This is a genomic window from Ruegeria sp. CDSA034 (genome assembly GCF_059612275.1).
Map to the genome: position 1 here is coordinate 164,752 of NZ_JBXWQH010000002.1, position 19,991 is coordinate 184,742.

Genomic DNA, 19,991 nt, shown 5'->3' on the forward strand with positions numbered 1-19,991 from the left:
ATGGTCGTTACTGCTCGCTACCCACTGTCACTTTTGTATTCCACCAGTCTTCGCTGGCAGCTTTGGTCATTCTTATTGTCGGACGTTGCCCAAGGCGCATGTCGACTACAGCCACGTCACGTTCCAAAAGGTCCTGCACTTCATTCACGGCCAGAACGCGTTCCAACGCGCGTACGGGGCGCTCGGTCGGCAACATGATGCGCTGGCCGCGGTCCATAACCAGGTCCCAGCGACGCTCACCGATCCGGACCAGCCCGCGCACACGGCCGCCCAGGCTGCGGGCGGTTGTCAGCAATTCAAGCGCCTCACCCACGTGACCGTCTGCACCTTTGCCCGCGATCAGAGGTAAATTAGAGTGATCCTTGCGCGACGCGATGCGTTCCACATGCGCGCCGGTCTCATCCAGCAATTCGATCCCATGGCGCGTACGCCAGACGATGACGGGCTGACGCTCGACAACATCCACCTGCAGAATGCCGCCCGGGCGCACCCGTACCGTGGCGGATTTGACCGGATTCAGCCCGGTAATCGTGTCGCGGATTTGCTCAACATCCAGATCCCATGAGCTGACAGGGAAATCCAGCGGCACGACCTCACGAATATCCTCGGACAGGTTGGTCCCTGCCCCGTCAATGGCCATCAGATTGACCATGAACTCTGGCCGTTGCTGGATCGAGGTTTTGATGTCGATGACATAGGCCACCACCGCATCGCGACGCTCTTGCGAGCCGAAATAGATGCCAATTGCGGCGCAAACCGCAAATACCGGCAGGCCAATCTTTAGGCTGCGCCGAACGCCCCGCGTCAGCATCCAGCGCTGCAAGCGGTAGCTGAGACGAGACGGGGCCGGGTCGAGGCGATCGCCCTTGCGGCCAAACATTCCGCGCAACCGCAATTTGGGTGCGGCTCCGGTACGCGCGCCGGATTCGAATTCGGCATCGGGACCGGCCAGTTGCTTGGGCCGGTGAACCACAGGCGCTCGGGTGGCTCTTAGCGGTCGCATGATGCGTCCTCCACCATCCAGGCGCAAAGCTGCCCGAAACTCATCCCCAGATGTGCGGCCTGTTCAGGCACCAGGGACGTCGGCGTCATGCCGGGCTGAGTGTTGGTCTCGAGAAGGAAAAGCCCATCGGCACCCATACTGTCATCCCAGCGGAAATCCGTACGGCTTACGCCCTTGCATCCCAGCGCAGAATGAGCGCGCAATGCGTAGTCCATGCACAGGTCAAATATCTCGGTCGGTACGTCAGCGGGCAAAACATGCCACGATCCGCCGGGCTTGTACTTGGCGTCATAATCATACCAACCGCCATCGGTCATGATCTCGGTAACCGTTACGGCCTTGTCGTTCATCACCGTCACGGTCAACTCGCGCCCGGCAATGTACTTCTCTACCATAACCTGATCGGGCATCTCATCCGACAGTTGCGGTGGACCATTGGACCCTTCATGCACGATGTAGATCCCGACGCTGGAGCCTTCGTTGTTGGGCTTGGCCACGTAGGGCGGCTCCATCACGTGAACCTCGACCACTTCGATCTTGGGGACGATCACGCTGGGAACAACGGGCAGGCCCACAGCCTCATAAACCTCTTTGCTGCGTTGCTTGTCCATCGCCAGAGCCGAGGCAAGAACGCCGGAATGCGTGTACGGAATGCGCATCCATTCAAGTAACCCCTGCACACAGCCATCCTCACCCCAGCGGCCATGCAGGGCGTTGAACACAACGTCTGGTTTGATTTCCAAAAGGCGCGCATAGAGGTCAGGACCTGCGTCCAGCTCAACTACTTCAAAGCCTTCTCCCACAAGGGCGGCCGCGCATTCGCGCCCAGAGCTGAGAGACACCTCGCGTTCCTTCGAGGGTCCACCCATCAATACCGCCACTTTGGGGTTTGTCCTGCTCGACATACCCAACGTGCGCCTCAATGTCCCCGGACCTTATGTGGTGGTCCGTACTGCGTTTATCTCCTTGATCCGTCGCCTTAATTTGCCTGTTATGGTCTGACGGTCAGGGCTTTATTTTGTCAACGGATCACCGACCCGCATGATCTCCCACTCTAGCGTGATGCCGCTTGTTTCGTAAACCTTTTTTCGCACCTCTTCGCCCAGACCTTCGAGGTCCGCGGCAGAGGCATCACCGGTATTGATCAGGAAATTCGAGTGCTTTTCGCTCATCTGTGCGCCGCCGCGCGTCGCGCCGCGCATGCCCGCATCGTCAATGACCTTCCATGCCTTGAGGTCGTGCACATCATCCGCCCGCCCGGTCGAAGAAAACCCTGCCGGGTTGCGGAAGGTTGACCCGGCGCTGCGGTCTTTGGTCGGCTGTGTTTCGTCGCGTTTTTGCAACTGCGCGGACATCCGGGCGTGCAGCTCTTCCGGATCGCCGGATGGACCTTCGAAAGTGCTCGAGATCAGCACCGCGCCTTCGGGCAGATCGGACTGGCGATAACGAAAATTCAGGTCTTCCGGAGTCAGTTCCACAAGCTCTCCCTGCCGGGTAACAATGGTCGCCTTGCGCAGCACGTCCGCCGTGTAGCTGCCATAACACCCTGCGTTCATCCGCACCGCACCGCCAATTGAGCCCGGGATGGTACGCAAAAAGGTCAAGTCCACGCCCTCATCCGCCGCCTTGCGCGCCACATGCGCATCCAACGCAGCTGCTCCGGCGGTAACGATGTTTCCCTTTACCGAGATAGCATTGAACCCGCGCCCCAATCGGATCACAACCGCGCGCAGACCGCCATCACGCACAATCAGGTTTGACCCGACCCCCATCGGGAAAACCGAAATATCTGCGGGTAACCCACTCAGGAAACTCTGTAAGTCTTCTATGTCAGCTGGCTGGAACAGATAATCCGCCGGACCGCCAACGCGCAGCCATGTCAGATCATTGAGGGATCTCTGCTCGGTAAGTCTACCGCGAACCGGGAATGAAGTAAGTGTCATCGGCCTCTTCTATAACTGGCTTTCGTGGATGTCATCCTTCGAACAAACAATGATCAATGATTATCCCGCATCTTCTTAAGGGCACCAATCAACCCACCTAAGATGGCTCCCGCCAGAGCGGGAAGTACCAATGACCACGTCAAAATGACCGCCAAAAAATCAGCGTCTTCTGGCGGGCCGTCGTTACCAGAGGGGAAGAGATATGCGATGCTCATAGCTGATACCACGATTGCCACAATCACGATCCACGCAAATCCGCCCCTAAACAACAAATGGGCGACGGTTGTAGTGGCAAGAAAAGAAACAACACCCAGGAAACATAAGGCGATTAATGCAGCTGTCATTCAAAACTGCGCCCCATCCGCCGTACCCACCGCCCCAAATAGATCACCGGCCAACGCAGCACCGACATTCCTGCGGCCAAAACGATCAGTCCAATCCATGGGCCGTTTTGCAAGGTGACGTAACCCAATATCGGAATCCCCACAGCGATCAAAACATAGGCGCGCGTCCAGTGGTTGTCCTTGCTGGGGATCATCGCCAGCACATTCGCCGAAATTCCCCAAAGCGCAGCGAGGGCGATCGACAAATTCATTCCTCGACCTCCTGCCCGGTCCAGCGGCGCCAGTAATAGCGAATGGGATTGCGGAACATGGATGCAAAGGCGGCAAAGGCCAGCACCGAAAAAAACCAGCCAAAGTCACGGCTCAGCCAGACGATCAGCGCAGGTGCGGAAATGAACAGCACAACGCCCGGCGGAAATTGAAGGCGCATCGGCAGCATAGCCACGACCGTTGAGGCCAAAACCCACAAGCCAGCAAAAAGCACTGAATATACCAACTGCCCCTCCGAGGACGATCATTGCTGCAACTGCAACATCACACTTTAAAGTTGCAATGCTAGAGAGTCCATTCCATCAAACGGCTTGTTTTTGTCGCAGCCTTTCTGGCAGCCCGTTGGCCCAAGTGCTGATCGTACCAGCGCCGAGACAGACGACCATGTCGCCGGGGCGGGCCTGTTCGCGCACAAGGCGCTCCAGATCGTTTTCGTTCAGCAATGCACGCGCGTGGCGGTGGCCGTGACGGATCAGGCCCTGCACCAGATCATCTCTACTGGCTCCTTCGATCGGGTCCTCTCCGGCAGAGAAAACATCGGCGATGGCGACAACGTCCGCGTCATTGAAGCAGGTGCAGAAATCGTCAAACAGATTGGACAGGCGCGAGTACCGGTGCGGTTGGTGCACGGCGATAACGCGCCCGTCGGTTGCCTGACGCGCGGCTTTTAGAACGGCTGCGATTTCTACCGGGTGGTGGCCGTAATCGTCGATGATGGTAACTCCATCGACCTCTCCGACTTTGGTGAAGCGGCGGTTGACGCCACCGAAATTGGCCAGCGCATCGCGGATTTCTGTGGCCTTCATTCCCAGATGGCGGGCAACGGCCACTGCAGACAGCGCGTTCGAGACATTGTGGTCGCCGGGCATCGGCAATGTGCAGCCCTCGATCATCTTGTCTTCGTACTGAAGGTGGATGTCGAAATGCGCCACGCCGCCTTTGTAGGTCAGGTTCAAGGCGCGCACATCGGCCTGCGCGTTGAACCCATAGGTCTGGACACGGCGGTCGGTGATACGTCCAACCAACGTCTGCACTTCGGCGTGGTCCGTGCAGCACACAGCCAGACCGTAGAATGGCAGGTTCGAGACGAACTCATAAAACCCGTCACGCAATTGGTCGAAGTCACCCCAGTGCTCCATATGCTCGGGGTCGATATTCGTAACAATGGCAATGGTCGCGGGCAGTCGGTTGAACGAGCCGTCGGATTCGTCGGCCTCGACCACCATCCATTCGCCTTGCCCCATCCGTGCGTTCGAGCCGTAGGCGTGGATGATGCCGCCATTGATGACGGTCGGATCGAAATCACCCGCCACCATCAGCTCGGCCATCATGGTGGTCGTGGTGGTCTTGCCGTGGGTTCCGGCAATGGCGATGTTGGATTTCAGGCGCATCAGCTCGGCCAACATGTCGGCGCGACGAACAACCGGCAGGCCTTGCGCCCGGGCGCCGTCCAGCTCGGGGTTGCCAGGCTTGATCGCAGTCGACACCACGACAACGGCCGCGTTTTCAAGGTTTTTGGCACGCTGGCCGACAAATATCTCAGCCCCAAGGCTCGCAAGACGATCAGTGATCTTGGACGCTTTCAGGTCTGACCCCTGCACGCGGTAACCGAGGTTCAGCAAAACCTCGGCAATGCCCGACATCCCAATCCCGCCGATCCCCACAAAGTGAATCGACCCCACGTCTTGCGGCAGTTTGGTTGCAGGATTCATGTGGTCTCCTTCTGCGCCAGTTGTTCGACAAGGGCCGTCAGACGTTCAGTCGCGTCGGGGGCACCGGTCGAGAGGGCGGCATGGGCCATCTTTTGGGCGGCTTCGGGGTTGGTAAGAACGGCGCTGATTTGCTCTGCAAGCGCGGGAACGTCAAGTGCGTTTTCCGGGATCATGATCGCGCCGCCTGCCTGAACCAATCCTCGCGCATTGGCGGTCTGATGGTCGCCTGCGGCTGCGGCAAACGGAATCAGGATCGATGGACGTCCGATGACCGAGATATCCGCCACACTAGATGCGCCGGATCGGCTGATGACAAGTTGTGCATCCGACATGCGACGCGGAACGTCGTCGAAAAAAGGTTTGACCTCGGCCCGGATGCCATGTTCGGCATAGAACGCCGTAACACGTTCCCCGTCTTCGTCGCGGGCCTGATGTGCGACCCGGATATGGCTGCGGAGGTCGTCAGGCAAGGCAGCAATCGCCCCAGGGACAATATCGCTGAGAATGCGCGCACCCTGACTGCCGCCCATAACCAGAATAGACATAGGATAGTCGCCCGGTGGGATGTAACCTGCGGCCTCGCGCTCAAGCACGGCGGCGCGGACCGGATTTCCGGTGTAGATGCCATTGGCCCCTACGGGCAGATCGGTCGGCCAGACACCACAGGCGACGTTGGCAACACGCGTGGCAAACAATTGGTTCACGCGCCCCAGAACCCCATTCTGTTCGTGGATCATGCGCGGAACTTTCAACATCGTCGCGGCCCCCAAAGCCGGGATCGACGGGTATCCGCCAAAGCCCACGACAACGTCCGGTTTGTCGCGCATCATCTGAAACGCCATGCTGGCGACACCACCCGCAATCTTGGGCCCTGCCAGCGCTTTAGCGGCCAGCCCGCCGCGCGCGAAAGTGGCAGAGGCGACCTCGACAATCTCAACCGTTTGCGGAAAGGCGCCTGTGTAGCGCGCGCCACGCTCATCCGTGGACAGGCGCACGCGCCAGCCTTTATTCAGCATCGCTTCGGCCAGCGCCTGCGCCGGGAACATATGGCCCCCGGTGCCGCCAGCCGCAATCAACAGGTAAGGTTTCCCCATTATCCTCTTCCGCGCAGAATATCGCCAAGTTCGCCCTGTGGGCGGCTTCTGGTGAAGGCCAGCAGCATGCCAACAGCGATGCCACCTGCAATCAGCGACGACCCACCATAGCTGACAAAGGGCAGCGTCATGCCCTTGGCGGGCAGCAGGCGCACGGCCACACCCATGTTGATCATGGCCTGAACGCCAAACATGCAGGCCAGACCGGTCCCGGCCAGGCGGATGAACATATCGCGCTCGCGCATCAGCCGAAGCAGTGAGCGTACAACGATCAGTGAATACAGCGCGATGATGATCAGCACCAGGATCAGCCCGTATTCCTCGGCCGCAACGGCGATGATGAAATCCGTATGGGCATCGGGCAAGGACCATTTCACCTGCCCCTCACCCACGCCGACACCGAACAGACCGCCTTCGCGGATGGCGTTGGTGGCATAGCCAAGCTGAGTGGTTGGGTCGACCTCCTGGTTCAGGAAGCCATCAATACGGCGGGCAAAGTGTTCCGAATTCGAATAGGCGAACATACCCCCCAGGACAACGACGCCCGCCATGCCAACCAGCAGCAGCATCGGCGCGCCGGCCACAAAGTACATCACACCCCATCCAAACAGGATCAGGCAGGCCTGACCGAAGTCAGGTTGCAAAACCAGCATCGCCACAATTGCAATGCACAACGCAAATGACCACAACCGACCCGGAGGGCCGTTGATCTGTTGCGACGCAGCCAGCAGCCACGCGGCCACGACGACAAATCCGGGTTTCAGAAATTCCGACGGCTGCAAAGATGCAAAGCCCAGCGAGTACCAGCGCACTGCCCCTTTTCCGAAATCCGTTCCGAAGACGGGCAGAAAGGCCAGCGCCACAAACGAGGCAAGGAACCCAAGTACTGCCAAACGGCGCACCAAAGTCGGCGACATCATCGACGTCAGCAGCATCGCAATCAGCGCCAGTCCGCCGAACAGTGCCTGCCGTTCGACATAGTGGAACGGATCAAACCCGTTGCGCCCTGCCAGCGGTGGTGATGAGGCCAGCCCCAGCAACAATCCGATGACAAACAGGATCAGAACGCAGGACATCGTCCAGCGATCAATTGTCCGCCACCATTTCGGAAGAATCGGTTCTCCGCGCTGGTCCTGGACCGCGCCATACACCATCTCAGTCATGAGATACCGCCACTATCTGCCTCGTTAACGTCCCGTTTTTCAGGATCTGACTGAGAGTCTACAGGCATTTTTGCGTTTGGGCTAGCGGAATGAATAAGGATGGAGAAATCTGCTCATCGTTGCGGCTGAGCGGCGGAACACCTACCGGACTTTATCATGAAAGAGCTCGTCATGACGTTTCTTGATCTTGGGCCAGGCTTCAGCAACCGCCGGGACATTCAGGCCAAAGTCATACTTCAGGCAGTCAACCAACTCCCTTGGTGTCGAAATGGTTTCCTCACGCATTCCCATAGTATCAATCGTCCTCATCACCAGACCGCGTAGTATAATATGCCTGTTGGTATAACGCCTTTGCGCGGTCAGGGTGCGTAGAAATGGCGAGTTGGGATCGGTCTGCAAATGTCGACTGGCAGACTGAAACACGCTTGGTTCGACACTTTCCTGAGTAAACCAATAGCCTGTTTCCCCTCCGCCTGCGCTTTCTGAATATTGAACAAAGCCATCACGCTGGGCGGTTAGCGAAATACTGTAGGGCTGCTGCAATCCCGTGAATGGTTCCAGCGGGGTTGGAGTGGACATCGCGCCACCAAATCCAACATCAACAAGCAAATGCTCATCGCACTTGACCTTCAAAAGCATATGATCCGGTGCCTGATCCGGAGCAGGTTTGTCCGGGCCGACGTATCCAGCCAAGTATGACACCTCAAATCCGATTTCCTGCAGTACCCAACTGAAAAGAGAGTTTAGCTCAAAACACCATCCGCCACGTTTCCGCGCAACGACTTTTTCAAACACGTCGTTCTGATCAAACGAAACCGGAACCCCCAATTGTTGATCGATGTTTTCGAAAGCAACCATCCTTAGTTGGGCCGCGAAGAGATTGTCGAGCGTCGCCCGATCCGGCTTTAGGTCGCCCGAATACGCTATTCGGTCCAAGTATCTTTCCAAATCCATTTAAGCACCCTCACAAGCATTGCACTGTTTGGCGACATAAACTTGCTTGTAATTCCTCAAGCTAGGTTGAGCTCAAGACAAAATTCTGGATCGTTCATCTGAGACTTTGACCCCTTGCCTTCCTTTGCGATCCAAGCCATGCGCAGCACATGACCTATGACACAATCATCCTTGGCGCCGGTGCAGCCGGTATGATGTGCGCCGCCTATTGCGGCGGGCGCGTTTTGGTGATCGACCACGCCAAAGCTGCCGGAGAGAAAATCCGCATCTCAGGAGGTGGGCGCTGCAACTTCACCAATATGTACGCGGGACCGGGAAATTTCCTGTCGCAGAATCCGCATTTCTGCAAATCCGCGCTGGCGCGGTACACGCAGCGGGATTTCATTGATCTGGTCGACCGACACGGCATCGCGTGGCATGAGAAAACGCTGGGGCAACTGTTCTGCGACGGATCGTCAAAACAGATCATTCAGATGTTGCTGGATGAGATCGAGCGTGCCGGGGCCGAATTGTGGATTCGGACCGACGTAAAAGACCTGCGCAAGACCGATGGCGGATTTGCTGTGGACCTCGAACGTGAAGGGCAGCGGCTTAGCCTAAGCTGCACCAACCTCGTGCTGGCTACTGGCGGCAAGTCGATCCCCAAGATGGGCGCGACCGGGCTGGCCTATGAGATTGCGCGCCAGTTCGGATTAACGATAACCGAAACGCGGGCCGCGCTCGTGCCGTTTACGTTTTCGGATGGTAAATTCAAGGACCTGTCTGGCGTATCCCTACCCGCGCGGCTGTCGAATGACCGGACCAGCTTTGACGAGGCTCTGCTGTTCACCCATCGCGGGCTTAGTGGACCATCGGTTCTGCAGTTGTCTTCCTATTGGCGCGAAGGCGAGGCGGTCCGCGTAAACCTGATCCCGGATCTGCCGCTGTTAGATTTGCTGCGGGATCAGCGGCAAAGCGGCGGACGCAAGGCGCTGACCACGGAACTCGCGCGCCACCTGCCCGGGCGTCTGGTCGAGTACCTGAGCCATCATATCCCCATGCCAGGCAATCTGGCCGATCAGTCGGACACCGCGCTGTCCGAACTGATCGCAGCACTGTCCGACTGGCAGCTCACCCCCTCGGGCACCGAAGGGTATCGTACAGCCGAGGTGACGCTGGGCGGGATCGACACTGATAGCCTGTCGTCAAAAACGATGGAGGCCAGGGATGTCCCTGGCCTCTATGCGATTGGCGAAGCGGTGGATGTCACCGGATGGCTGGGCGGTTACAACTTCCAATGGGCGTGGTCCTCGGGCCACGCCGCAGGAATTGCAATCGCCGGGCAGAGTTAGCCGACGACGTTGTAGCCACGTCCGCGCATGCAGTTGCGCACGATAACTTCTTTGTTCTGGTTTTTGTTAATCACGTCTGCGCCGGCGCCAACAAGCGCACCGGCAACTGCCGCACGGCCCAGATTGTCACTGCTGTCCTGAACAATCCCGGTTACAGCCGCCGCACCTGCCGCGCCTATCGCTGCGTTTCCTGCGGTAGAGCCATCAACGCTGGCTTGTGATGCCGCCAGTTGTTGGCACTGCTGAAGGTCTACGTTGTAGTTCGGGCCGATCGGGCCGTCGACGATTGGTTGATAATTGGCACCTGTGTTGGTGCAGGCACCGGCAACGAGAATGGCAGGCAGGATCAGAGAAAACTTACGAAATGGCATAGTCATAACCTCGTGTTGAATTTGCAGGCAAGCAAAACCAATAATGATGGCGCGTCAAGCTGATAGCATCGCAGCTTGGCCCAACCGGCGGTCTATTGCAAATGGCTATTCCGGAAGCCGTTGCCTGACTTCCGCTACAAAGTCCTCTCCGCGCTGCTCGAAATTGTCATATTGGTCGAAACTGGCCGCGGCTGGCGCAAGCAGGACTGTCTCGCCGGGTTGGGCATCCTTCATGGCTTGCTCAACAGCCACGGACATGGTGGTGCAAACCAGCGCATCGGCCTTAAGTTGCATGGCGAAACTCGCGGCCTCGCGACCAATGACATAAGCTTTGACCACCTGGTCTGCGGCTGCGTTCAGAGCGGCGACACCGCCTTCCTTCTCAAGCCCCCCACAGACCCAGCGGACCTTCCTGAAAGCGCTCAACGCCTTGAGAGCGCTGTCCACATTGGTGGCTTTTGAGTCATTCACATAAGTAATACCGCCTACCTCGGCGATGATCTGACTGCGATGCGGCAGGCCCGGATAGCTGTGCAGCGCGTCTTCGATTACGCGCGGTGCCAGCCCAAGCGCGCGACAGGCGGCATAGGCCGAACAGGCGTTTTGGTGGTTATGTGCGCCGGGAAGGCCCGTGATTCCGCGCAGGTCAATCGAGCCCGCTTGCCGTCCCTTACGGTATTCCGACAAGAACCCTTTACGCGCAAACACCTGCCATCCGGGTCCCGTCAGTTTGCGCGCAACCGACACCCGGATAACCCGATCGTCTGCGCGGCCCTCTGCCAGTTGACCGGCCAAAAACGCGCCCTCTTTCTCGTCAATGCCAATCACGGCGCGGTCCGGGCCACCTTCGGCGAACAACCGACGCTTGGCGGCAAAATAGCCCCCCATCCCGCCGTGGCGGTCAAGATGGTCGGGCGACAGGTTGGTGAAAACGGCCACGTCCGGGGTCAGGGCCCGGGCCAGTTCTGTTTGATAGCTGGACAGCTCCAGCACAACGACCGAACCGTCACCGCCCGGATCAATATCCAGCACCCCACGACCGATATTACCCGCCAGCTGTGCCTCGCGCCCGGCTTCGGTCAGGATATGGTGGATCAAGGCCGCGGTGGTCGATTTCCCGTTCGACCCGGTCACCGCGATCACACGCGGCGGAGAGTCATAATTGTTCCACTCAGGCCCTGCAAAGGATCGGAAAAACAGCCCGATGTCGTTATCGACCGGGACACCGGCCTCAAGCGCCGCAGCCACAATTGGATTGGGGTCAGGATAGAGATGAGGAATACCGGGCGAAACGATCAGCGTGGCGATATCGTCAAACGCTCCATGACGGCGCAGATCGGCACAGACGAACCCTTCGGCCTCAGCCACTTCCCGGGCGGCAGGATTGTCATCCCAACACACAGGCTCAGCTTTACCTGCCTGCAGGGCACGCGCCGCGGCCAGCCCCGACCGGCCAAGCCCCAGAACCGCAACCTTCTGCCCTGAAAACCCTTTGACCGGGATCATACTGCCTACCTTTTATTGACTTAAATTTGGCCGCCACACTGCACCGAAGAAATCACCGAAGGCAAGGGTGACGAAAGGCTCGCGCGTCAGCGCGAGCCCGGCCCAACAGGTGACAGGTGGACCGCAGGTCCGCCGAACCTGACGGGAGCGTTACCGGACTTTCAGCGTTGCCAGACCGATCATTGCCAGGATTAGCGAGATGATCCAGAACCGGATCACGATCGTCGGCTCTGCCCAGCCCTTTTTCTCATAGTGGTGATGGATCGGCGCCATCAGGAACACCCGACGTCCAGTACGTTTGAAATACAGCACCTGGATGATCACGCTCAGCGCTTCGACTACGAACAAACCACCTACGATCGCCAAAACCAGTTCGTGTTTGGTGGCTACCGCGATGGCACCCAATGCACCGCCCAGCGCCAGCGATCCGGTGTCGCCCATGAACACCGCAGCTGGTGGCGCGTTGTACCAAAGGAAGCCAAGACCGGCCCCGAACAGGGCCGAGGTAAAGACGAAAATCTCACCTGTTCCGGGCACGTAATGGACATCCAGATATTCGGTAAAGTCGACCCGTCCAACGGCATAGGCAATCACTCCCAGCGTCGAAGCTGCGATCATCGCCGGCATGATGGCCAGACCATCCAGACCATCGGTCAGGTTCACAGCGTTGGCCGCCCCTACAATCACGACGATCGAGAAGGGTATGTAGAACATGCCCAGATTGATCAGTGTATCCTTGAAAATGGGCAGCGCCAGCTGGTTCTGCAGGGCCTCGGGATGGTGCAGCGTGGCCCAGGCCGAGGCCAGAACTGCGATGATAACCCCCAGTGCCATACGCATTTTACCCGAAACGCCCTTGGTGTTCTGTTTCGACACCTTCGCATAGTCATCAGCAAACCCGATCGCCGCATAGGCCAGCGTTACAAACAGAACCATCCAGACATAGGGATTGTCCCACCGCGCCCAGATCAATGTCGATGTCATCAGCGCGCCCACGATCAGCAGCCCGCCCATCGTCGGTGTGCCCGCCTTCGAAAAATGCCCTTCGGGCCCATCATCCCGGATCGGCTGGCCCTTGCCCTGCTTTTTGCGCAGCACGTTGATCAGCGGTTTGCCAAAGAGAAAACCGAAAATCAGCGCGGTCAAAAAGGCGCCGCCTGCGCGGAACGTGATATAGCGGAAGAGGTTGAAAAAATCCCCTCCGTCCGACAGGGCGGTCAACCAATAGAGCATTTCAAAACCTTTCTCACACTGAGGTGGCGGGCGCGATCATCAATCAAGCGCGCCCCCTTGCCCCATTTTACGCAAACCGTCAACAATCTGCGCCAATGCCATGCTCAGCGATCCCTTGGCCAACACAGTATCACCGGCCTGAACAAGCTCGGGCAGTTGAACCGCCATCTCGGAGCTGGTCTCGAACCAAAGCCCGCGTTTATCCGCCGGAAGTGCATCGTACAGCGCCTTCATCAGCGGGCCGACGCAATGTACTTTGTCCACGCGCTGCATAGCCGAAACATCCGCCATCGCCGCATGCATAGCAGTTTCTTCCTGCCCCAACTCCTTCATATCCCCAAGAAAAGCGATACGACGATGCCCTTGCGCCGCGGCCAAAACATCCAGTGCGGCCTCCATCGACGTCGGGTTAGCGTTATAGCTGTCATCCAGCAGTTCGATCCGGCCACCGTCGGTCAACGCGATCTGTTCGCGCACCCCGCGACCCTTGACCGGCGACCATCCGCCGAGACCTGCAATCGCCTGATCCAGATCGATGCCCAATTCGACACAGGCAGCCAATGCCCCCAGGGCGTTCATGGCGAAATGCGTGCCCGCTGATTGTACGTCAAACGCAAACTGGCGTCCTGCGACTGTTGCCTTTGCATGAACCGAGTCAGCCTCTTGGGTTACATCGGTCAATGTGTAGTCGGTGCCATTGCGGCCGAAATCCACCGTTTTCGCGCCCAAGTCCCGCGCACAGTCGCGCAGGATGTCCGCATGCTCGATATCCGCGTTCAGGATGGCCGCGCCGCCCTCGATCAGGCCGTCAAAAATTGCCGCCTTTTCATGCGCAATACCGGCCACCGACTCAAAGGCTTCTAGGTGCACTGCCGCCACGGTCGTGACCAGCGCCACATGCGGGCGGGCTTGCTGCGCCAGCGGAGAAATCTCTCCGGGGTGGTTCATACCGATTTCGATCACCGCGAATTCTGTGTCACGCGGCATCCGCGCCAAGGTAAGCGGCACGCCCCAGTGATTGTTGTAGCTGGCAACGCTGGCATGAGTTTTTCCCTGCGTTTCCAAAATCGTGGCCAGCATTTCCTTCGTCGATGTCTTGCCGACGCTTCCGGTCACCCCGAGCACCCGCGCATTGCAGCGGTCACGACCCGCGCACCCCAGCGCCTCAAGCCCCAACTGCACGTCTTCGACGATCAGCAAGGGCGCATCTTCGGTTACGCCCTCAGGAATACGCGACACCAAGGCCGCCCCAGCGCCTTTTTCCAAAGCCTGTGCCACGAATTCATGCCCGTCCCGCGCGGCTGTGAGTGCGACGAAAAGATCACCGGGCTGGATAGTACGCGTGTCGATTGACACACCATTGACCGCCCAATCCGAAGTGACGCGTCCACCGGTTGCCTCGGAGGCCTCGGCTGCAGTCCACAATGTCATGCCACCCTCCCGTCAAGTGCGGCCACACTGATGCTGGCTTGTTCGACATCATCAAATGGCAGAACCTGATCACCAACGATCTGACCGGTTTCATGCCCTTTGCCCGCAATCAAAAGCGCGTCCCCGGGTTGCAGCGCGTCTATCCCGCGCAAGATGGCCTCGGCCCGATCGCCGACCTCGGTGGCCTCTGGTGCCCCGTCCATCACGGCGGCGCGTATGGTGGCCGGTGCTTCGCTGCGCGGGTTGTCGTCGGTGACGAAAACCACATCTGCGTGGTTGGCGGCGGCTTGCCCCATCAGCGGGCGCTTGGTCGCGTCGCGATCACCACCCGCGCCAACAATGGCGATAAGGCGGCCCATTACGTGTGGGCGCAATGCCTTGAGGGCTGTCGCCACCGCGTCGGGTGTATGCGCATAGTCCACAAACACCGCCGCCCCATTCTCTCGTGTCGCCGCCAGCTGCATGCGCCCGCGAACCGTAGTGAGATGCGGCAGGGTTTCGAAAACGTGTTCAGGCTCTTCCCCTGCAGCAATAACCAGACCGCAGGCCAACAAGATATTTTCGGCCTGAAAGCCGCCGATCAGATTCAAACGAGTTTGGAAGATCTTGCCCTGCCAAGAAAACCGCAGGTCCTGACCTGTTGCGTCAAACCGCTGATTCATCAGGCACAGGTCTGCTTCCCCAAGCCCAACGGTCAAAACCTTCTGCCCCCGGTCTTTGGCAATTCGGAGGACCTGAGCGCCCTTGGGATCGCTCATGTTGACGACAACAGTGCCGTCTTGCGGCAGGACCCGATCAAACAGACCTGCCTTAGCGTTGAAATACGCCTCAAACGTTTCGTGGTAGTCCAGATGGTCCTGAGTGAAGTTCGAGAACCCCGCCGCAGCCAGCTGTACCCCGTCCAAGCGGCGCTGTTCCAATCCGTGCGAGGATGCCTCCATCGCAGCATGAGTCACTCCGTTCTCCGCAGCCTCGGACAGGCAACGATGCAAAGTGATTGGTTCGGGCGTTGTATGGGCTAGTGGTGCGGTCCACGCCCCCTCAACCCCTGTGGTCCCAAGGTTGACCGCGGCGTGACCAAGTTCGGTCCATATCTGGCGAACAAATGTCGCGACCGAGGTTTTGCCATTGGTGCCAGTAACCGCAACGATGGTTTTGGGCTGCGCTCCGAACCACAGCGCAGCGCACCCGGCCAGCGCCTGACGCGGGTCCTCGAGCACGATCAGCGCCGCATCTGATGCGGCCAGTTCCTCGGCTGCGATCTCTGCCCCTTCGGCATCCGTCAGGATGGCTGCGGCCCCCATACGCAAAGCGTATTGAATGAACTCACCGCCATGAACACGTGTACCGGGAAGTGCCGCAAAGAGGAAACCGTCTTTGACTTCGCGGCTGTCGACCGCCAGCCCTGTGATATTAGGATTGGTGCCACCTCGGGCGGTCAGGGCCAGTTGGCTGAGTTTCTTTGTCCTTGCGCCCATGACCCACCTCGTTTGGACAGCCTAATTTGAGGTCAGCGTTATAGCAGCGCCGGCCTCAGGCTCAACCCGAGGACGCAGGCCCAGCAACGGTGCGATGCGCCCGATCAATTCTGCGGCCACAGGAACCGCTGTCCAGCCTGCCGTACGGCGCTTTTCGCCATAAGCAAGTATGGATGGTTCGTCCAACGTCACGATCAGGACATACTTAGGATCATAAGCCGGAAAGAACGTCGCAAAGGTCGCGATAACTTTGTCATCATAGTACCCGCCGCGGGGCTTGGGTTTGTCCGCGGTGCCGGTCTTACCGGCCACATCATAGCCTGCAACATCGCCAAAACTGGCGGTGCCATCTGTTACCACCCGGCGCAACATGTTCTGCGCCTGGTTTGCCGCGTTATCAGACATCACCCGAGGACCGTATTGTGGCCCATTTTTACGCAGAATCGTCGGGCTTACATAGTGCCCGCCATTGGCAATCGCCGCGTACCCTGCCGCCAAATGCATGGGGCTGGTCGACAGACCATGACCGTATGAGATGGTCACCGTGCTCAGTTCGCCCCATTTCTTGGGCTTCAGCGGTTCGCCGCCCTTGGCTTCGACGATTTCGAACGGGGTGGGATCGAACATACCAAGCGATTCCAGGAAATCCTGCTGCCGTTGCGCGCCGATCTGCAGCGCCAGTCGCCCGGTGCCCCGGTTCGAGCTGTGGACGATCACATCGGCTACGCTGATCTTGCCGTAATTCTTGCCGTTGAACTCACCAATCGGGAAACGGCCGATCTTCATCGGCCCCGAGGTATCGATGATCGTGTTCGAATTCACCAAACCCAACTGAACCGCCTGCGCGGCGGTGAAAATCTTAAACACGGATCCCAGTTCGTAAACGCCCTGTACATAGCGATTGAACAGCGGGCTATCTGATGGATCGAATCCCGAGGTCGGCGGGCGCGGGCGATCATTGGGATCGAAAGACGGCAACGAGGCCGCTGAGATCACCTCGCCCGTATGCGCGTTCATCAGAACCGCCGACGCACCCTTGGCGTTCATGATCTTCATGCCGCCATATAGCACCTGCTCAACGGCGGCTTGAACCGTCAGGTCCAATGAAAGTTGCAGCGGCTTAGTCCCATTCGCGGGATCACGCAGGTAGTCGTCGAATTGCTTTTCAACACCGGCCACACCGATCACTTCAGCAGCGCTGACGCCTTCGCGCCCAAAGCTTGACCCGCCAAGGATATGCGCCGCCAGACGGCCATTCGGGTACAACCGCATCTCACGCGGGCCGAACAGGATGCCAGGATCACCGATATCGTGCACGGCTTGTTTCTGCTCGGGCGAGATACGCTTTTTGATCCACAGGAATTTGCGATTGCCGGTGAAGTCCGTGACCAGGCGTTCTTTTTCCAGATCTGGGAAAATCGCCACAAGCTGATCAGCTGCGGCAATCGGGTCGATCATCAGCGGCGGCTGCGCATATACCGAATAAGTGTCCAGATTGGTCGCAAGAATGCGCCCTTCCCGGTCTACGATGTTGGCCCGCTGCATCGCAATGGCTGCACCAGGGGCCGAAGCCACAGGCTCCTGCGCTTCGGATGTGGCCAACATGCCCATCCGGACGCCCACGACTGAAAAGGCACAGAAAAAGAACAGACCCAGCACCAGCAAGCGGCCCTCAGCACGGGTGCGGCTGCGGTCTTTCATGTCTTCGTGACGCTTGCGGATGTTTTCGCGCTCAATGGCTTTGGGATTCTCGCCCCGCGAGCGCGCGTCAAGGATTCGGGCGAGAGGGCGCAGCGGCGTGCGGGTCATGGAATCTGCACCTCACCCAGCGCCTGAATATTCGTGATGGCCTGCAGCTCGATCGGGTCGACGATCGGCAGGTCAGGATCTTCCGCATAGGCAATCTGATCGGCGCGACCGAATTGCTCAGCCCGCAGGGGCAAAAGGCCCAGCCGTTCAAAGTTTAGATCTGCAAGCTCACGCAACCTATCGGGGCGGTTCAGATAAGCCCATTCGGCGTTTAAAACCGCCAGCTTCACCTGCGCCATACCAATTTCGCGCTGCAGCTTCTGCGTTTCCTTCACCACCTGCTGCGTGCGATAGTTTTCCTGATACGCCCACAGCGCCAGTCCAAACACGGACAGAGCAGTCAACACATACAAAACACTCTTCATTTTGCTCTTCCCCCTAGTTGCGGCATGCCAACGGCGCGGGCATCAATTTCCCCCGACGGCGCATCCGTTCGAATTGCAACACGCAGCTTTGCCGAGCGTGAACGCGGATTTTCCTGCAGCTCCTGATCATCCGGCCCCACGGCCTTACGAGTCTTAAGCGTGAACTGCGGCAGCTCCTGCTCAATCTCGGGCGCATAGCGATTGGCCCGGCCCGTTTTGCCCGCACGGGACTGAAAGAACCGTTTGACCATCCGGTCTTCGATGGAATGGAACGTCACGACTGCCAGTTGCCCGCCCGGCTTCAAAGCGCGCTCAGCAGCCATAAGGCCCTGATACAGCTCTTCATATTCAGCATTCACTGCGATCCGCAGGCCCTGAAAACTGCGGGTTGCAGGGTGGGACTGCCCCGGCTTGGGACGCGGCAAACAGGATTCGATGATCTGAACCAGGCGCAGAGTTGTTGTTATCGGCTCTTCCGCACGCGCTTTGGCGATGGCTTTGGCAATGCGGCGGCTGGCACGCTCTTCGCCATAATGATACAGGATATCAGCCAGTTGTTCCTCGGTCGCAGTATTGACCAAATCTGCCGCGCTTTCGCCCTCCTGACTCATACGCATGTCGAGCGGGCCGTCCTTCATGAAAGAAAATCCGCGTTCCGCCAGGTCGAGCTGCATCGACGACACACCCAGATCCAGAACGACACCATCCAGATCCTGTGCGTATTCGTCCATGCGCGAGAATACACCCGGCTGCATCACAAGCCGGTCGCCATAATCTCCGACCCAATCCGCCGCCATTTCAAAGGCCAATGGATCACGGTCCACGCCGATGACCTTATCTGCGCCAGCGTCCAGCAGGCCCCTTGTATATCCGCCTGCGCCAAACGTTCCATCCAGCCAGACGCCCGACACGGGCGCAACAGCAGCCAGCAATGGACGCAGCAGAACGGGAATATGAGGTTTATCAGAAGGGGTGTTAGCGCCGGCCATGCCGTTACGCATCCCCGGTGCCGTCAAGGAACTCCAAAGGATCAAAGTCCTCGGGCTGTTCGTCCAACCACTCTTCGGCCGCAGCCAATTCTTCGGAATCGTAAGTTTCAGGCTTCCAAATCTGGAACGTGTCACCCGCGGCGATAAAGAATGCCTCACCTTCAAGATTGATCTTGTTGCGCAGCTTGGCCGGCAGCACCAGACGGCCGGTTTCATCCACTGTGGTCGGGAAAGATTGACCGTGGAACATGCGCTGCAACATCTTCCGCTGCATCGACCCGCGCGGCAGCGCATCGATCTTGGCATCGACCTCTTCGATCGCCTGCATAGTATAGCATTCCAAGAATTTGCGTCGGTGGTCGCCGTAGACAATTACAAGCTCAGGAGTGTCGCCGGGCTGCCAGTTCGGGTCAGAGGATTCAAGCACACGGCGAAACGAGGCCGGGATCGACACCCTGCCCTTCGTATCCACCTTGTGGTGGCTTTCACCTCTAAACCTGCGCGCCAAGACGACTGTCCCTTCCGCTTGCGCCCCACTTAAAATTCACTCCCCCAGATGAAAAACGGCGGGTTGATCTGCTGCCACTGATCAACCCGCCGCATTGACCCGCTGTGCGGGATGTCCAGCTGCGCGCGCCACCTGGGGGGATGTCTGCTCGCCCGCGCGCCGGATCTCTTGATTGATGAAAGCGAGATGCCTGTATGAAACCTGTTTTTATTGGTTCGGGGTCGTTTGGCGCCCCATGTGCCTCGTCCTCATCGGATGAACTAGGGATGACATGGGAATTCATGGAAATCAACAGAAAATTTGCCGACCCTATGTTCAGAATCACAGTTTAGCCAACGCAACTGGGAAAGAAAACCACCCCGCAGACACCAATTGTAGGTAGTTTGTGTTATCAGTATACTAAATAGGCCAATTTTGGAGCCACCCCAAATATTCCCATAATTTCCCAGAAAATTCTCCCAAAGGTGATATTTTATGATGAGCATAG

Annotated in this window: 20 protein-coding genes; 1 reads left to right on the plus strand and 19 read right to left on the minus strand. The window is 58.5% G+C overall.

The features are described 5' to 3' along the window. Nucleotides 1–7: 7 nt before the first annotated feature. From AC2FLJ_RS04705 to AC2FLJ_RS04750, 10 genes are all read right to left on the minus strand, one after another. Entirely contained in the window at nt 8–1,003 is a 996-nt protein-coding gene (locus AC2FLJ_RS04705; protein ID WP_496695900.1) for a cell division protein FtsQ/DivIB, read from the minus strand. After that, the gene (locus AC2FLJ_RS04710) at nt 991–1,914 is read right to left on the minus strand and encodes a D-alanine--D-alanine ligase (protein WP_282119136.1); all 924 of its coding nucleotides are present in this window, start codon (nt 1,912–1,914) and stop codon (nt 991–993) included. The genes AC2FLJ_RS04705 and AC2FLJ_RS04710 overlap by 13 nt, the downstream gene beginning before the upstream one ends. Before the next feature lie 102 nt (nt 1,915–2,016). Further along, entirely contained in the window at nt 2,017–2,946 is a 930-nt protein-coding gene (gene murB, locus AC2FLJ_RS04715) for a UDP-N-acetylmuramate dehydrogenase (RefSeq protein ID WP_496695902.1), read from the minus strand. A 53-nt stretch (nt 2,947–2,999) separates the two neighbouring features. Next, entirely contained in the window at nt 3,000–3,290 is a 291-nt protein-coding gene (locus AC2FLJ_RS04720) for a hypothetical protein (protein ID WP_282168822.1), read from the minus strand. Next, the gene (locus tag AC2FLJ_RS04725) at nt 3,287–3,541 is read right to left on the minus strand and encodes a DUF2484 family protein (protein ID WP_496695904.1); all 255 of its coding nucleotides are present in this window, start codon (nt 3,539–3,541) and stop codon (nt 3,287–3,289) included. Before AC2FLJ_RS04725 ends, AC2FLJ_RS04720 begins: the two co-directional genes overlap by 4 nt. After that, complete coding sequence (locus AC2FLJ_RS04730) at nt 3,538–3,786, minus strand: DUF2484 family protein (protein WP_496704608.1); 249 nt, start codon at nt 3,784–3,786, stop codon at nt 3,538–3,540. Before AC2FLJ_RS04730 ends, AC2FLJ_RS04725 begins: the two co-directional genes overlap by 4 nt. 76 nt (nt 3,787–3,862) lie before the next feature. Continuing rightward, nucleotides 3,863–5,272, minus strand: coding sequence for a UDP-N-acetylmuramate--L-alanine ligase (murC, locus tag AC2FLJ_RS04735; protein ID WP_496704610.1), 1,410 nt, complete (start codon nt 5,270–5,272; stop codon nt 3,863–3,865). After that, a complete protein-coding gene (locus AC2FLJ_RS04740; RefSeq protein WP_496704612.1) occupies nt 5,269–6,366 on the minus strand; it encodes a UDP-N-acetylglucosamine--N-acetylmuramyl-(pentapeptide) pyrophosphoryl-undecaprenol N-acetylglucosamine transferase in 1,098 nt (365 codons plus the stop codon). Before AC2FLJ_RS04740 ends, murC begins: the two co-directional genes overlap by 4 nt. Continuing rightward, nucleotides 6,366–7,529 carry a putative lipid II flippase FtsW gene (gene ftsW / locus AC2FLJ_RS04745; RefSeq protein ID WP_058279575.1) on the minus strand — a complete coding sequence of 388 codons (1,164 nt, stop codon included), beginning with the start codon at nt 7,527–7,529 and terminating at the stop codon, nt 6,366–6,368. Before ftsW ends, AC2FLJ_RS04740 begins: the two co-directional genes overlap by 1 nt. A gap of 141 nt (nt 7,530–7,670) precedes the next feature. After that, nucleotides 7,671–8,483, minus strand: a complete 813-nt coding sequence (locus AC2FLJ_RS04750; protein WP_496704614.1) for an arylamine N-acetyltransferase family protein — start codon at nt 8,481–8,483, stop codon at nt 7,671–7,673. 149 nt (nt 8,484–8,632) lie between these two features. Here AC2FLJ_RS04750 and AC2FLJ_RS04755 point away from each other — a divergent pair, with 149 nt between their 5' ends. Beyond that, nucleotides 8,633–9,814: a BaiN/RdsA family NAD(P)/FAD-dependent oxidoreductase gene (locus tag AC2FLJ_RS04755; RefSeq protein ID WP_496704616.1), complete on the plus strand. Its 1,182-nt coding sequence runs from the start codon at nt 8,633–8,635 to the stop codon at nt 9,812–9,814. Here the strand turns inward: AC2FLJ_RS04755 and AC2FLJ_RS04760 are convergent. The 9 genes from AC2FLJ_RS04760 to mraZ all read right to left on the minus strand — a co-directional run bounded on the left by AC2FLJ_RS04760 (nt 9,811) and on the right by mraZ (nt 19,504). Further along, nucleotides 9,811–10,185, minus strand: coding sequence for a glycine zipper family protein (locus tag AC2FLJ_RS04760; RefSeq protein ID WP_233493524.1), 375 nt, complete (start codon nt 10,183–10,185; stop codon nt 9,811–9,813). The two genes, AC2FLJ_RS04755 and AC2FLJ_RS04760, sit on opposite strands and share 4 nt — an antisense overlap. A gap of 105 nt (nt 10,186–10,290) precedes the next feature. After that, on the minus strand, nt 10,291–11,691 hold the full coding sequence (gene murD / locus AC2FLJ_RS04765) for a UDP-N-acetylmuramoyl-L-alanine--D-glutamate ligase (RefSeq protein ID WP_496695914.1): 1,401 nt from the start codon (nt 11,689–11,691) through the stop codon (nt 10,291–10,293). A 150-nt stretch (nt 11,692–11,841) separates the two neighbouring features. Continuing rightward, complete coding sequence (gene mraY / locus AC2FLJ_RS04770) at nt 11,842–12,924, minus strand: phospho-N-acetylmuramoyl-pentapeptide-transferase (protein WP_058274330.1); 1,083 nt, start codon at nt 12,922–12,924, stop codon at nt 11,842–11,844. Between the two features lie 39 nt (nt 12,925–12,963). After that, the gene (locus AC2FLJ_RS04775) at nt 12,964–14,355 is read right to left on the minus strand and encodes a UDP-N-acetylmuramoyl-tripeptide--D-alanyl-D-alanine ligase (protein ID WP_282119128.1); all 1,392 of its coding nucleotides are present in this window, start codon (nt 14,353–14,355) and stop codon (nt 12,964–12,966) included. After that, nucleotides 14,352–15,833 carry a UDP-N-acetylmuramoyl-L-alanyl-D-glutamate--2,6-diaminopimelate ligase gene (locus AC2FLJ_RS04780; protein WP_282119127.1) on the minus strand — a complete coding sequence of 494 codons (1,482 nt, stop codon included), beginning with the start codon at nt 15,831–15,833 and terminating at the stop codon, nt 14,352–14,354. Before AC2FLJ_RS04780 ends, AC2FLJ_RS04775 begins: the two co-directional genes overlap by 4 nt. Before the next feature lie 21 nt (nt 15,834–15,854). Then, complete coding sequence (locus tag AC2FLJ_RS04785) at nt 15,855–17,642, minus strand: peptidoglycan D,D-transpeptidase FtsI family protein (protein ID WP_282168832.1); 1,788 nt, start codon at nt 17,640–17,642, stop codon at nt 15,855–15,857. Next, nucleotides 17,639–18,007 (minus strand): cell division protein FtsL, encoded by a 369-nt coding sequence (gene ftsL, locus AC2FLJ_RS04790; protein WP_058274326.1) that lies wholly within the window; start codon nt 18,005–18,007, stop codon nt 17,639–17,641. The genes AC2FLJ_RS04785 and ftsL overlap by 4 nt, the downstream gene beginning before the upstream one ends. Continuing rightward, complete coding sequence (gene rsmH / locus AC2FLJ_RS04795) at nt 18,004–18,996, minus strand: 16S rRNA (cytosine(1402)-N(4))-methyltransferase RsmH (protein ID WP_282119125.1); 993 nt, start codon at nt 18,994–18,996, stop codon at nt 18,004–18,006. Before rsmH ends, ftsL begins: the two co-directional genes overlap by 4 nt. 4 nt (nt 18,997–19,000) lie before the next feature. Beyond that, on the minus strand, nt 19,001–19,504 hold the full coding sequence (mraZ, locus tag AC2FLJ_RS04800) for a division/cell wall cluster transcriptional repressor MraZ (RefSeq protein ID WP_082637227.1): 504 nt from the start codon (nt 19,502–19,504) through the stop codon (nt 19,001–19,003). Nucleotides 19,505–19,991: the final 487 nt, after the last annotated feature.

Coding starts and splice junctions, on each gene's coding strand:
- AC2FLJ_RS04760 (WP_233493524.1), bottom strand. CDS start 10,185: ATGCCATTTCGTAAGTTTTCTCTGATCCTGCCTGCCATTCTCGTTGCC.
- AC2FLJ_RS04785 (WP_282168832.1), bottom strand. CDS start 17,642: ATGACCCGCACGCCGCTGCGCCCTCTCGCCCGAATCCTTGACGCGCGC.
- murD (WP_496695914.1), bottom strand. CDS start 11,691: ATGATCCCGGTCAAAGGGTTTTCAGGGCAGAAGGTTGCGGTTCTGGGG.
- AC2FLJ_RS04720 (WP_282168822.1), bottom strand. CDS start 3,290: ATGACAGCTGCATTAATCGCCTTATGTTTCCTGGGTGTTGTTTCTTTT.
- AC2FLJ_RS04725 (WP_496695904.1), bottom strand. CDS start 3,541: ATGAATTTGTCGATCGCCCTCGCTGCGCTTTGGGGAATTTCGGCGAAT.
- ftsW (WP_058279575.1), bottom strand. CDS start 7,529: ATGACTGAGATGGTGTATGGCGCGGTCCAGGACCAGCGCGGAGAACCG.
- AC2FLJ_RS04705 (WP_496695900.1), bottom strand. CDS start 1,003: ATGCGACCGCTAAGAGCCACCCGAGCGCCTGTGGTTCACCGGCCCAAG.
- murC (WP_496704610.1), bottom strand. CDS start 5,272: ATGAATCCTGCAACCAAACTGCCGCAAGACGTGGGGTCGATTCACTTT.
- AC2FLJ_RS04780 (WP_282119127.1), bottom strand. CDS start 15,833: ATGGGCGCAAGGACAAAGAAACTCAGCCAACTGGCCCTGACCGCCCGA.
- murB (WP_496695902.1), bottom strand. CDS start 2,946: ATGACACTTACTTCATTCCCGGTTCGCGGTAGACTTACCGAGCAGAGA.
- mraY (WP_058274330.1), bottom strand. CDS start 12,924: ATGCTCTATTGGTTGACCGCCCTGTCGGACGGAGGGGATTTTTTCAAC.
- AC2FLJ_RS04750 (WP_496704614.1), bottom strand. CDS start 8,483: ATGGATTTGGAAAGATACTTGGACCGAATAGCGTATTCGGGCGACCTA.
- AC2FLJ_RS04740 (WP_496704612.1), bottom strand. CDS start 6,366: ATGGGGAAACCTTACCTGTTGATTGCGGCTGGCGGCACCGGGGGCCAT.
- AC2FLJ_RS04755 (WP_496704616.1), top strand. CDS start 8,633: ATGACCTATGACACAATCATCCTTGGCGCCGGTGCAGCCGGTATGATG.
- AC2FLJ_RS04775 (WP_282119128.1), bottom strand. CDS start 14,355: ATGACATTGTGGACTGCAGCCGAGGCCTCCGAGGCAACCGGTGGACGC.
- rsmH (WP_282119125.1), bottom strand. CDS start 18,996: ATGGCCGGCGCTAACACCCCTTCTGATAAACCTCATATTCCCGTTCTG.
- ftsL (WP_058274326.1), bottom strand. CDS start 18,007: ATGAAGAGTGTTTTGTATGTGTTGACTGCTCTGTCCGTGTTTGGACTG.